Annotated in this window: 9 protein-coding genes; 1 reads left to right on the top strand and 8 read right to left on the bottom strand. The window is 43.1% G+C overall.

Going from position 1 to position 14,163, the window contains the following annotated elements; all coding sequences use genetic code 11:
- Positions 1-97: 97 nt before the first annotated feature.
- On the bottom strand, positions 98-565 hold the full coding sequence (locus tag B0I21_RS02490) for a hypothetical protein (RefSeq protein WP_133638764.1): 468 nt from the start codon (positions 563-565) through the stop codon (positions 98-100).
- A gap of 181 nt (positions 566-746) precedes the next feature.
- Here B0I21_RS02490 and B0I21_RS02485 point away from each other — a divergent pair, with 181 nt between their 5' ends.
- The gene (locus tag B0I21_RS02485) at positions 747-941 is read left to right on the top strand and encodes a cold-shock protein (protein ID WP_037502086.1); all 195 of its coding nucleotides are present in this window, start codon (positions 747-749) and stop codon (positions 939-941) included.
- An 825-nt stretch (positions 942-1,766) separates the two neighbouring features.
- On the opposite strand, the gene B0I21_RS02480 is transcribed toward B0I21_RS02485, so the two are convergent.
- The 7 genes from B0I21_RS02480 to B0I21_RS02450 all read right to left on the bottom strand — a co-directional run bounded on the left by B0I21_RS02480 (position 1,767) and on the right by B0I21_RS02450 (position 14,141).
- Positions 1,767-2,414 (bottom strand): DUF4279 domain-containing protein, encoded by a 648-nt coding sequence (locus tag B0I21_RS02480; protein WP_133638762.1) that lies wholly within the window; start codon positions 2,412-2,414, stop codon positions 1,767-1,769.
- 1,803 nt (positions 2,415-4,217) lie between these two features.
- Positions 4,218-4,688 (bottom strand): hypothetical protein, encoded by a 471-nt coding sequence (locus B0I21_RS02475; protein WP_208292247.1) that lies wholly within the window; start codon positions 4,686-4,688, stop codon positions 4,218-4,220.
- A gap of 197 nt (positions 4,689-4,885) precedes the next feature.
- Positions 4,886-5,218, bottom strand: coding sequence for a DUF1493 family protein (locus B0I21_RS02470; RefSeq protein WP_166637754.1), 333 nt, complete (start codon positions 5,216-5,218; stop codon positions 4,886-4,888).
- Positions 5,208-5,837: a hypothetical protein gene (locus B0I21_RS02465; RefSeq protein ID WP_133638756.1), complete on the bottom strand. Its 630-nt coding sequence runs from the start codon at positions 5,835-5,837 to the stop codon at positions 5,208-5,210. The genes B0I21_RS02470 and B0I21_RS02465 overlap by 11 nt, the downstream gene beginning before the upstream one ends.
- Positions 5,838-6,267: 430 nt before the next feature.
- Positions 6,268-6,819, bottom strand: a complete 552-nt coding sequence (locus tag B0I21_RS02460; protein ID WP_133638754.1) for a hypothetical protein — start codon at positions 6,817-6,819, stop codon at positions 6,268-6,270.
- Positions 6,819-13,661, bottom strand: coding sequence for a polymorphic toxin type 23 domain-containing protein (locus B0I21_RS02455; RefSeq protein WP_133638752.1), 6,843 nt, complete (start codon positions 13,659-13,661; stop codon positions 6,819-6,821). Before B0I21_RS02455 ends, B0I21_RS02460 begins: the two co-directional genes overlap by 1 nt.
- Before the next feature lie 240 nt (positions 13,662-13,901).
- A complete protein-coding gene (locus tag B0I21_RS02450; protein ID WP_133638750.1) occupies positions 13,902-14,141 on the bottom strand; it encodes a hypothetical protein in 240 nt (79 codons plus the stop codon).
- Positions 14,142-14,163: the final 22 nt, after the last annotated feature.

Below are 14,163 nucleotides of genomic sequence, written 5' to 3'. Positions count from 1 at the left end.
TATAAGCAATGGGGCAGTATTTTTAAGGCTACCTTTATTTCAAAAATAACAGCACTTATGAGAAGATGACTGATAAAATCATGAACTGTCCGAAATTCTACACAGCAAAATTGGGCAACTCCGAGCCGTCTATCCATAGAAACGCGCGGTCAATCACTTGCTCGGGCACGACGTGGTTTTCGACCAGACGCCCATCCACATTGTGCATAAACGATTTGAGTTCGCTCTCTTCAACACGCATTGCCGTGAAAATGGCAGACTCCTCACGATAATCTAAATCGGAGCAAACAACATTAACCTTCTTCTTTTTGAAGAAACGAATCGCATCGGCAACGGTAAGCTTCAATAAATTTTTGGCAACACGATCAAACTTTTTAAGCTCCGTTTTCAGATGAAAGGGATAATTATCATATAGGTAATCTTTGTACATATCTCTATTGGCGGTTCGGAGCGCCAAATTGCGCACGATCAATCGTTCGGCATTAAATTCGAAATTGAATATTTGTGGGTTTTCATAAAAACCGTAAAGGACATTAAAGCCCCATAATCTTTCTTTCCATTCCATACATCTAAGAAACAGTTGGTAAAGCAGATTGTTTAGACGAATTACCGACGACAGCGCAAGTCGGGGGAACACGACCAAAGAAAGTTTACTTTATTTTACTATTTGGAATAAAAATTGTAGATTGAACATTTTAACGTATTTTACGTCAATAAAAAAAGCTTTATTTACTAATTTTAAGAACATGCAACAAGGCAAAGTTAAATTTTTCAACGAAACAAAGGGTTTTGGTTTTATCACACCTTCCAATGGTGGCAAAGACATTTTTGTCCATTCTACAGGTTTATTAGGAAACATTCGTGAAAACGATACGGTTGAATATGAAACTGAAGAAGGAAAGAAAGGAATCAACGCAAAAAATGTACGGGTTGTAAGATAATTCCTGCAAGCTGAACATTCGGGCGTCTTGCTGCGCAAGACACCTTAAAAAAGCTCTCCGGTGCTGCATGTGCCGGGGAGCTTTTTTTGCATTGTCGCATAGGTCTGTAATTTTAGGTCGAATCATTTGTAGTTAAGGAATTTGTATTATACAAATACCGCAGCAAAACATGACTTGTAAGGGTAAAGTTTTACATGTTAAGCAGTCTGTCCATCGCACAACCTTTCCGTCCTTAGCCAGGACAGGGCGTTCCTTTTGTAGGGCAAAAGGAACCAAAACCCCGTCGCTTATTTTTGTTGCATCGTTATTGGATAGTGCGAAGGCCAATGACGACAGACGCAACAAAACTGATGCGACATTGCGTTTAATAATGGTCAGAAGCGATAACTGTAGAATACCTGCACTTTTCGCAATACACAATACGCATTACGCAATACCCCTTCAAATGCGACAGTTCGATTAATATTCTAAAGGTAGAGTTTTGCATGTTAAACAGTTTGTCGATCGCACAGCCTTTCCGTCCTTCGCCAGGACAGGGCGTTCCTTTTGTAGGGCAAAAGGAACCAAAACCCCGTCGCTTATTTTAGTTGCATCCTTATTGGATAGTGCGAAGGCCAATGACGACAGACGCAACAAAACTGACGCGACATTGCGTTTAATAATGGTCAGAAGCGACAACTATAGAATACCTGCACTTTTCGCAATACACAATACGCATTACCCCTTCAAATGCGACATTTCATTTAATAAAGGAAAGTGCAGTTGCTTCCATTTGACTTATGTTTCTCGACGCATTGATCAAAGAAAAAGCATTCACCACTTTTTCTATGATTTATAAGAGCGTCCAGACGCATAAAAAGCGAAGTCTATGGACAAACCTAAATCGTTTAAATCTCTAATATTCGCCTCATTCAAATTCGGCCCTCCTAGTATTCCGTTCCCATTATGAAAATCCATTACCACCTGTATGTATCCATCAGCAAACTTAGCAAGCTGTTGAACGCCTGCCTTATCTTTCTTAAGTTCGGAAATTAATTCCTTGAATTTAGTCTCAAAATCGTTGGGTTTTGTATTTGGTTCAATAATAATACCGCTAACGGAGTAGAAAGCGCGTTCCGATGGCTTTTTGTCACCCTTATTCCAACTTTCTGACAACTCAAGATTTGTGTAGCCATTTAGTTCGGACGCACTTAATTCTTTCGATGTCGCCTTGAAATAAACTGAAATGTAGGGTTCCGTTGAAATACCTGTGATTTCACGTTTTTCCGTATCTATATAAAACACCAGATAGAAATGCTCACCCTCAATCGGAATAAACACGCTAACAGCATCTCCTTTGAAAGCAACATTAGCAATTTGCAATTTATTTTCTAACAAAGCTGGGGAATGAATTTCCAAGATTTGTTCGGTTACCCCGAATTCTTGATTTTTTAACTCAAATTCCACGAGGTTAGTAATATCTTCAGTAGTCATTTTTATGTTTTTCTTGTTTATCAAATGTCAGATTAAATTTTTGCATAGACCAGTCGCTCGCATAAATAGGAAGCCCGAAACTCCATTTTCGACAGCCTGATTAGCCGGGGAAAGATCACGAATACGGTTCGTTTTGCCATAGGTTAGTGCTTTATATAGGGTTTTACAATATGTCCGAAACTCTTGTGCAACCTATGCCTAAAATTAAAGAGTAAGAATCCGTAAATGAACCATATTGCCAGTACTATGTAAAGTACAGATAGAATAATCGCCATTGCCCAAATCTTGGATGTATATCTTCTTATCGCTATCATTAACAATCTTTTTCCAGTTCTCTCTCATTGCAAGACTATCTGCGTTCATAAAATAATTAAGCTTATTAATGGGAGTGAAATAGCCTGATATTTCAGAATTTTCTATATCATGATAAAAACGCATTGACTCGTTATTAGGCTCAAAAAAATACGTTAACTGATTTCTCACCGCATCATTATATGTAAACTCTAATCGACTAGTACAAGAGATTAACGTCATATAAAGAGACAAGATTACAATACGTATTAGCATAAATAAATTGATTCAACCGCTGCTTCCCTAATTTCAACCGAATAGCAATATTGATAAGCATAAGATCGCAGCCCGTAAACTGCCTACTAAAGTAAAGAGAAATGATACATCGAAAAGAAACTTAATTTCGATAAAAATTCAATATGTAGCCTAACAACCACATCAATTGACCGTCTCTCCTACGTAAAAGCAGATAACGCTGCTCTCGAATAACGGAAACTTGCTTTCCAACATGTTGACTACCTCGGTTGTCATCTGACGAATGCCGCGTTAAGGAAGTATAATTGCGAAAACTATACAAATGCTGCCGCATGCCGCGTTAAAGCATTATTCATGTAAGGTAACTCTCAACTTTCAATAAATAAGAACAAGGAACTTCTTGCGCTACCCATACGCATTACCCACTACGCTATCTGTTTCACTAATCCAGATTTTTACACCACTTTTTTTATCCAACGATGTCACCAAATCTTCTATGAGGATTTCGCAATCAGTTCGCCTCACTTTTCTATCGAATATACTTAACAAGGTTTTGCCTAAAAATCCCCCTTCCTGCGGGATAAATGGTTTGTAGTTTGTATCATCATATTCAATTTCGAAGAAATCAAAAATTCAAGCAAAAAATTTAGAACATCATCCCCATCCACACCTCAATCGGAAAGGGACGTATAAGCTCCTAATTTACTTTCTTTAATACCAAATTCCTTTGATATATATTTTATAACAATATTGTAATTTCTATTATCCGTCGATAATACCATTGTATGTTATTTGTGTGTTATAAAGCGTCATGCCTACATCATAGGCTAATATTCCCCAACCGTAAGCTCCTAAACTTCCTAAAAAACCGGAAATAGCCGAACTAAAAATTCCACCGCTATGTCCCTACCCGGGACATGCAGCGATCAGACTGCTCAATCGCTTTTGTTGCCGATGGTGACGTTACAATTGCACTGCACATCTTTAACCGAAATGTCGCCTCTTTTATAGATTGTAGTATTGAGTACTTAGTATATAGAAATGGTACTGTGTGTACATTTTATTACGTATTGTTTTTTACTTTTTATTTTTTACTTTTTACTTTCAAGAGCACAAGCCATCCCTGCAAAGGTTTCAAGCGACGGGGTTTTGGTTCCTTTTGCCCTACAAAAGGAAAGCCCTGTCCGGGCAAAGGACGGAAAGGATGAGCGATGGAATAGTCGGTGACGCATATTGCTTGACATTACTAGAATGCAATTACCAATCCGGCTTGTATTTTTTCCAATCCTCAGGAACCTTTTCTGCTTTTTCATATACAAAGCATAGTGGATTTGATGACCAGCCCCACGACATTCCAAATAATCTCTCAACCAGATAAATTTTATCCCCATCCACTATTACTTCAAAGGTTTGTTTGTAAAGACTACCAACATCTGTAGCAGATTGCGTATCAATTTTTATTTTATCACCTTTTTTATAAATAACTCCCCTTTCCCCACTATCTTCTGGATCAGGCCCCTCAGGCATTCCAGAAAAGGCTAAAAAACGCAAATAACCGCCCGGGTAGAATTTAATCCTCAGTCTCGATTCTTTTTTCTTGAAGTCTTTAATATTTCTAACCTTGCGGTCGGCGTAACAAGTTCCAACTTTTTGATAAAAATAATTAGTGTCTATCTCCTCGTAAATTGAAGGATCAAATTTATCGATATTACGATATTTTTTGACCATTATTTTCTGACCGTCTCTCAATCTTCGTGTTGGCGCACAAGAGGAAAAGATACCGATGCATAAAAGTATAATAACTATTTGCCTTACCATGATGTAAATTTGTTACGTGATTGATATTGGAAATAGGGTTTAACAGCATTTGTTAATCCGTCATCTGCTCCCGAAACTTAATAAAATATTTGGTTGAAGTCTACTCTTTAGCTAATCCAAATTTTACACCACTTCTTTTTATCCAACGATATCACCAAATCCTCTATAAAAATCTCATTATCAGATCGCCTCACTTTTCTATTAAATATACTTGACAAAGTTTTGCCTATCCCCCCCCCTTCTCGGGGGATAAATGCTTTGTAGTTTGTATCCTCATATTCAATTTCGAAGAAATCAAAAAATTCAAGCAAAAAGTCTAGAACATCATCCCCATCCAAACCTAAATCGGAAAGGGACGTATAAGCTCCTAATTTACTTTCTTTAATACCAAATTCCTTTGATATATATTTTATAACAATACTGTAATTTCTATTTTCCATCGATAATACCATTATATATAATTTGTGTGTTATAGAGTGTCATGCCTACATCATAGGCTAATATTCCCCAACCTATAGGCCCTGCCATTCTACCCAAAAACCGTCCAAAAACCTTGGTGTATCTCAACGTTCCTTTACTTATATGAGTGGGAAGTCTCACAGGCATATTTTGCGGCAAAATTTTAGCACCATATTTAGAAGCAAAAGATGTTTTACTGGAAGCACCTTCCATAACAAAAGGTTTACTTAACAACCCTCGGTAATCCAAAGCTGCCGCTAAAGATACGATATCTTTAATTCCAAATTGTTCAGCAGCTTGATCCACCAGTATTGCGCCATATAAATCGGCTTTCGTTTTATACGTCTTACCGTCGTACATATACGGTGGATCACCAAGGTCTTGTAAATTGGTTCCAACATTTTCTGTTTGTTCAAAAGCGTTAGAAGGGCTTTTGATGGAGTGCATCACATGATTCAACCCAGCAACAACACCCCCTACTATTGCACCTTGCCAAAAGTTTCCACCGCTTAATTCTGCACCAATGCCGCCCGATAGCGCTCCGAATAAGATCGTACCGTAGGCACTTTGTGAGAATTGGCTCAAGCCAAGTAAATTCATGGCTTTTCCCCAACCGTAAGCTCCTAAACTTCCTAACAAACCGGAAATCGCCGAACTAAAAATCCCACCGCTATGTCCCTACCCGGGACATGCAGCGATCAGACTGCTCAATCGCTTGTATTGCCTATGGTGACTTACGATTGTACTGCACATCTTTAACCGAAATGTCGCCTCTTTTATAGATTGTAGTATTGAGTACTTAGTATATAGAAATGGTACTGTGTGTACATTTTATTACGTATTGTTTTTTACTTTTTATTTTTTACTTTTTACTTTCAAGAGCACAAGCCATCCCTTGCAAAGGTTTCAAGCGACGGGGTTTTGGTTCCTTTTGCCCTACAAAAGGAATGCCCTGTCCTGGCAAAGGACGGAAGGGATGAGCGATGGAATAGTCGGTGACGCATATTGCTTGACGTTACTGAAAAAACAACTACCAATCCGGCTTGTATTGCTTCCATTCCTCAGGAACCTTTTCTGCTTTTTGAAAAACATAGCACATTGGATTTGATGACCAGCCCCACGACATTCCAAATAATCTCTCAACCAGATAAATTTTATCTCCCTTGACTATTACTTTAAGGGTTTGTTTTTGCAGGGTACCATCTTGATCTGCGGTATCTCTATCAATTCTGATATCTTGATTTTTCATATAGATTATCCCTCTTTTGCCGGAAAGATCTGGATCGGGGCTTTCCTTTTGGTTATCGACGAGAATTCGGATATAACCACCGTCATAAAATTGAAGCCGACGGCTTGATGGTCCGCGCCAATATCCCATCACATCTTTGTAACTCTTACCAGTTTTGTAAACTTCCACCTGTTTATAAAAGTAATTAGGGTCTATTTGTGAATAAATGAATGGATCAAATTTGTCGATATTTTTATACTTTTTTGATAATACCTTTGTACCGTCCGGCAATCTTTTTGTTGCATAACAGGAACACAGAAAGATACACACAAAAAGAGTGATTAGTCTATACATTACCATGATGTAAATTTGTTACGGGATTGATACTGAAAATAAGGTTTAACAGCATTCGACAACACTTCCTGACCGGGTTGCTGCGAAATATAATAATGTGCACCCAAAACTTGTATCGGATACCGAACATACCGATCGGAATCTATACCGATCCTATAATTATTCCAGCCCACGTATGCTGCGCCCAAGCGATAACGAGGTTCACTCTCTTCAACCAATCCAAACGGATAATTAACACCATTCTTGACCAATCCCGTGGGTATCGAGCTAATCAGCCGTCTAAAAAAACCTTTTTGGTTACCAGCATAAAGGTCCATGGTAGCTCTATCGGCGCCCATTTCCTTATCAGCGTAACTCTCCCGACTTCTCTCTCCTGTAAATAAATTAAATCCAAATTGAAAGCTGTCCCCTAAGCGAAATGTCATTGCAGCAGTACGGTAGCTATCATTATTATCCGCTAGTACGCCTGTACCAATTCCTTTTGCAAACGGAGAACCATCATTTTCGTATGTCAGCGAAAATTTCCCGAACCCAAATCCTAGGATGCCTGCTTGCTGGGGGTGCAAACCTCTCCAGCTATTGGTACCCAATTTGAAACCAAACGATTTACTGTCATAACTAAACATCTTCGAGTATCGATATTCCCAGCCAGACTGGCCGCTTCCGGCATGGCTGCCATAGTTCATAATACCGTATCCGCCAGAGATGGAGAACTCACCTGCCCGAAAAGTCACGCTTAAATTGGCACCGAATCCCCAGCCTTTTCCAAATGCAATGCTTGCGGAAATACTGAAGTCAAAGTTACCAATGTTCAAACTGTAGCTGGGCATCACCGCCGAAAGGGTCTGTTGCCCTAAATATTTCAACGTGCCGATGGTCGTACTGAAAATATCTACATTAAAGCCCGATGTTATCGCTCCTGTAATTGCACCCTGTAGCATCGCGCCTAGGGCTCCGCTGAGCCGCCACGGCGTTTTGGTAATCAACGCCGTCAACGAATACGTTGCGATACCCACCACCGCGCCAATGACTATTCCTTTTAGTATAGCGACAAAGCTTATGAACGCCAGAAAAAACTGCCCGCTAGGGTCTGTGTTCATCAGCGGATTGTTGAGCACATAGCCATATTTATTGTAGTTCTGGGTATTGAACATTTCTTGGATGTGGGCGTCGGCGTTTAGAAAGCGGCGCAAGGTTGGGTCGTACAACCTGCCATTCATATGGATAATGCCCACCTTGTCGAAATGCTCGTGTGAGGTATAGCCCCGATCCAGCAAAGCCATCGTGCCGTGGGTCAGGTTACCCCAGGCATCAAAATGCCGTTCCTCAACCAAATGCCCGTTCTCATCGCTGATAGCGAGGATACTCCCGAGGTAATCTTTGTGCAAAAATTTATAAGAACCCCCACGCTCCGCGTAGTCTTTCAAATACACGATACTACTTTCATAAGGCGAACCACCGATAAAGAGGATGTGCTTCTCTTCTCCGGTAGCATTGTTCCGGATGACCTCACAACTGCCGTCTGCACTGTAATACTTGGTAAAGCCGCCCCCAGAACTCGCATTTGGTTGACCTTCAAGGCTCCCTGTTGGCGCCTTGTCATTGACAACCACACGCTGGCGCGTAGACCCGAGGCCATAGTCAAATGCAATAGTAGCCTGCGTTCCCAGGATCTGCCGAGGGTCGCTGTTCTCGTTATAAACAACTTCCTGAATCAGGTCATTCGTGTAATGCTGCTTCCCGGTGGCATTCAAATTTACCCGCGATGGCCTATATTGCTGCCCGGCATTATCAAAGCGAACTGTACCAATCGTATCAAGCGCAATAATACGCCCCTGGATGTCATACGTATTGGTTGATTGCGAACCTGTTACCGGGTTCGTCCATTCTACCAGCCTATTGTTATTATCGTAGGCGAAACTTTCCGTGAGTGCGATGTTTCCGCTCCGCACGCGGCTATTGAGCTCATTGCGAACCGGGTCAAATACATACTGCTGCCCCAAGATCCGTCCTTGGTTTGACTCCTGCAAGGTCTCTGTCAGCATATTCTGCTCGTTGTAAGTATTCCTGATACGGGTTTCGCCAAACTGGCTCCGCAGGATCTGGCCGTTGGGATTGCTCTCGTCTATACGCCACAACTCTCTGCCGGTATCGGCATCGCTAATTGTGAACAGCAGACCGCTCCAGGGATCATAGCTATGCTGAATGCGTGCTACCGTCTCAACGCCCTCTGATTGCAGACTTTTAACGTAGGACACAATCCGGGACTTGTCATCATATTGGATATCGCGCTGCATATAAACGCGACCAAAGCTTTCTTCCCGGTTTTCCAGCAATCGGCCATAGCTGTCGTAGGTAAACAACGTCCGGAATGGCTCACCGTTTGCGGTACCAGACTGCTCCAACAAAAGACCTTTAGCATCATAGCGATAGTTAATGGTCTTGTCGGTAATGCCTTCTTCAGTTGATTTTTCAATCTGTTCAATCAGCTGCCCTTTTTCATTATAACGGTATTCTTTATACCCCTTTGGACTGATTTCTTTCGTGATCTGACCAAAGCCGTTGTAGGCAAAGCTGTATTCGCCATTGGCAGGATCGGCGAAAAGTGAGCGCCGCCCCCAGGCATCATAGGCTGTTCGGACGGTATTGTCTACATACTGGGCGCTGATCTGATCGCCCGCCGCATTGAACGAGAAGTTAATAACACCACCCGCGTCTTCCGAAGAAAGTACATTTCCAAGAGGATCGGCTGTTTGTTTGTTAATCCGTAGATAACCGTTTGATTCTTCCGCAATGCTCGTTCGCCCCTCCTGCCGGCTACGCATTTGCTTTCCTGTAAAAGCAAGCGCAGTCACTACAGTAGGGAATACGCTATCGTCATAACTGATTGTATTCCATTTATCGGGACTTTTGTCGCGGTGGGGCTCCGACTCCATAACTTTTCGCCCCAAGTCGTCATACACCGTTAGGGTTGATAGTAGATTATTTTGTTCCGGATCTGTAGACAAGTGTAGATCACCGCTAATAACCACATATCCCGCACTATTAAACCCGCGCTGTCTGCTTTTAACCTGCTGCCCCAGTTTATTGGTAAAGACTGTTTTCGTGGTTCCGTCAGGCAGCTGTTCCGTGACGCGAGTTCCTTTGTCGGTCATTTTTTGGTAGACATAGGTTGTCGTACCGCCCAGATTGGTTTGCGAAGAAAGCATCTTGCCCCAGCCATCATACACGTTGGTCTGCATCATGCCCGAGGGGTCGTTCTGGGTTAGCACCTGCCCCAGATCATTATAGCTGATCTGTGTTTCCAGCCCCAGATTGTCCGTTTTCTTAACCACAAAGCGCCCCATAGGCTCATATGCAGTGGTCTCAGTTTGGGTCATGGCATCCACGCTATTGGAGATAGTCTTGCTGACAATATTGCCAAAGGTATCATGTTCGTAGGTTTCCTGTACCCAGCCAGAGCCATCTCTGTTATAGGTTTTTTTAGCTGTTAGCAGATGGTCATCGTAAGTATACTCCTCTTTTTGCTGTTTGGTATCGGCATAAGCTTGGACAGTTTCCACTTTGCTGCTCGGGCGGCCGACAAAGTAATCTCTCCCGGTACCGGCTATGTTGTGTGCATAGGCTAAAACAGTGGTTGTTGTGGCATAGCCATTGTTGATCACCGTCGTTGTGCTGGCGGGAAGGTAATAGTCGCCATACGTTATGGTGCGCTCCTCGAGTACATCTGTCAGGAAATCTTTGGCTATCGTCTTTACCGGGACAATGGCCGTCACACCCGGCGATGGTTGGGAATGGGCGTACGAAATGGCTCTAAAAGAAAGCAATTGTGCATTATCCGGCGAAAGGTCCGTGGGGAAAATAAGCGCATTATCATCCCGCGTGCGGACGGTCCACTCCTTTATGGGAAGCCCATCGTTTAGGGGATCCATCTCGCTACCGCTCCAGATCTTGGTATCGACCAGCGGATCCGTATACCAAGAGGACCGGGCAGATTTCCGAAAACCAAGCATGCCCTTACCCAGCACATGGGCCACAAAGCCCCGGTATTTAAAATCTTGCTTCTTATTCTCCTGCCGCAGTTGGGAAACCACGAAGGTGCGCGATAGCCGATCCATCTCCACATAGGGATATTGCTCTTTTTTCACGGCATCGTAAAAACCGGGGTTCACCTGCGGATCCAGTTCATCGTATTTCACCTGTGTCACGATACCACCCTGCGTGATCGCCGTGATATACGTTTCGTCAGCAACGCTGTAATGGGCGTATTTTACCAAACTACCTTCCCGGAAAACCAGAATGTTCTCATTGAAATTATTGATCCGAAAATCACCGATCAGCGGGGAAAAATGCGCTAAGGTTGGTTTTTCACTTCTCTGAAAATGCGAAGCGTAAGGCTGTACATCGGTCCAATACACATCATATTCATCGGGGTACCAATCCATCTTGTACCGCCGGCGGCCTCGCAACTGGCTTCCGTCTATATTTCTCTTCTCGAAGATAACATTTCCCTGCGCATCTATTCCTTTGTTCTCATGATACAAGATCATAAACTTGGTTGTTGTCTCTTCCTGCTTAAAACGAAAAAGCATATGCGAGTAGAATGCGAGAAAATCCGCTTTTCCATCTTTATTCAGGTCCTGCGCAAAATACTGTCTACTGATGTTTCGAGAATGTGTATCTCCTTTAAAGTCAAAACTCTCTTTATACAGTTGAAAGCCTTCCAACACCTGCACGCGGAATCCCGTACCGGTTGAAATGTAGAGTTTCCATTGCTCGCTATCAATAGCCTGCGGAACCAAAAGATCGGTTTTTCCATCGCCCGTAAAATCGCCCACAATAGCCCGATGTCGCAGTCCATCAATAGGCACAGCAGAGAATTGAGATCGATCCGCATAATAATGACCTAATGCATTCTTTTCAAATTTGGTCAAGAACGCCCTACCTCCGCTGTCGAAATCGATAAAGTCAACACAGCCATCACCGTTGAAATCACCCTGTAATGCCGTACCAGAAAAGAAATACTCGGAGTTGGAATACAAATTAATGAAGGATGTCAATTTCTCGGGATCAGACTCGCTTGGGCGTACTAAAAGATAGCGGTGAGCAACCTCTTCTTTATATTGAGGCTGCTGCTGACCTCCTCCAATCGCAGGAGGTCTTTCTTCCCAATACATATAATCTCTCAATACAAAAATCAACTCTGAAACACCGTCGCCATCGATGTCCAATTCTCGGACATCTAAGATGATGGTATTAACCCAGTGCGTAATTTGGCTAGTATTTTGATAATTCCGAGGCCGAGTCAAGTCAAATCGATCGGCTGGTATCGTTCGCACAAACTCTTCCTTCAGTTGTCTGGCATTTGTTTCGCTATCGCCCTCTAATGAGTACCCCTTAATAACAAGATCCCGTCTGCCAGGAATCGGGCTGTTGGTCGATGAAACCCTATCATGAATAAAAAAACCTTGCCTAGACAGTATTTCGCCTTGCGCGTTTTTTAGGTTAAATACCTTCGCTCTTTCCAGCTGCGCCCTACTAATCAGAGAGCCTACATTTATCCGCTGTGGTTTATCATCATCAAATACGCTCCCAAAGTGATAAATGCCTGCCGGGTAATCTATGGGCTCTGCACAATAGGATTCCCAATAGCCTGTCTGCGAATTGTCGTTGTCTGTGACATCGCCCGGACGGTAGATGTTTTCATAACGCAAACAGCCTTTAAACGCATCGGCGTATTTAATGACATCCAGTTTGCCATCGCCGTCGAAATCGCCGTATAGCAACTTTTGGTTTTTATCATTGGTAATGGATGTCCTCGTCCATCGACCAGGGTTGGATTTTGCATAATCAAAAACTACCGGATTTGCAGATTCGCCTGCGGCGTTGGTCTCGGTAATGGACTTCAGAAATTGATAGCGGTTGCCTTTATCGTCTTTCTCGTAGGCCATTTTATACGTTTTGAAGAGCGCATTATTGGCATGCACATAAATGCCAGATAGCAAGTTATGTTGCGCGAAAAGCGTTCCGTTGACATAGGAGGTTTCGCGAAGCTCACGTTGCGCGTAATCGAAGATAACACTGTTAAAATGGGGCGTGCCAGCCCGTGCGTTACCACCCCATTCAATACGGTATATGGAGGCGACGTTGTCGCCCTGCACATAACCGTAGGATATGTAATTGCCCTGTGCGTCCTGCCAGTGCACAATATTGTATTCGATCGGGGTACGGGCCTCGGCACTACTTCCGTATAATGCCTGCGATCCATCTTCAAAAGTTACCTCAAAATGTGCTGGCCCGTTGCGTTCCGGGTTCTCCCCTATGGATCGTATTTTGGTGTTGGAATACTTCTCGGTAACGTATTCAGCGCCGTCTTTACCATACTCGCCGGATTTCAGGATTAACCGCTGACCGCTAAACATATAATAGTCGGTATAATCAAACTGGATCGTTCGAATTTCCCCGTCTCTATCCATGTTTCGCCCCATTCGCGAGATACCGGTTACTCCGGAAAGGGCCCAGCCATAACCAGCGATGCCATTGCCCGATCCGCTGCTGTAGATCAGATTGACCTGCGGTGCCACACTTTTGATAGCCGGCGGCAGCGCAATAGGTAGCGTAAACTGTAGCTGCCCACTCCCATTCACCTCGATAGTACCTTGGGTATCATGAAAAGAAATCGTATCCGGCGTTTCACTGGGTTCCTGATAGCCCACAGCAGCTTGAAGAGCTTGCGGCGCATTTGAAAACGTGCTGATTTCAAGCTTTATACGCTGATCTTCGGCTTCCGTTGGCAATATATCAAGATTGGGTACACCTGCTATAACAGTTGAATTGTCCATATGTAAATCATTATTTCAAGAGCCTTACGCTCATTTGTTAGTTAATGGCCATCTAGTGACTTTAGCGTCTGCACTACATGCTTTTCCTGCAGTTTGGCGCTTATAAATATTTTGATAAACTTCTGCTAGCGCATCATGTAAGCTGGGCCTGCACGCATAAGTTTTCTCCGTCCCACGAAGGCATGGAAAGCCGGGGAGGCTAAATTGCCTGTCTCCCCCGGGTACTTCTTACGAAGCTGCTTAACTTACCTTCTTCACTTCCCGGCGGATCTGATTTCCTGCCGCATCATATTTAAACAGCAGATCGGAGTCCGACGCTGGATTTGGATTTCCTCGCTCGAAGATATAGGCGTGCCCTATTCGCGTAGCTCCAATGCGCATGACGCCATCCTCAGCAGGTAGATCAGCGCGCAAGTTAGCAGCCTGTGCAGCCTCTGTAGACAACGCACTCGCCGCCCACCTCATTTGTTTCGTGTCCATATACAAATCGATTTAAACGCGT

It is taken from the genome of Sphingobacterium paludis, assembly GCF_004364125.1.
In the GTDB taxonomy this organism is placed as follows: Bacteria; Bacteroidota; Bacteroidia; order Sphingobacteriales; family Sphingobacteriaceae; genus Sphingobacterium; species Sphingobacterium paludis.
The sequence above is the reverse complement of the archived record's forward strand: the minus strand, read 5'-3'. Positions and strand labels throughout refer to the sequence as shown.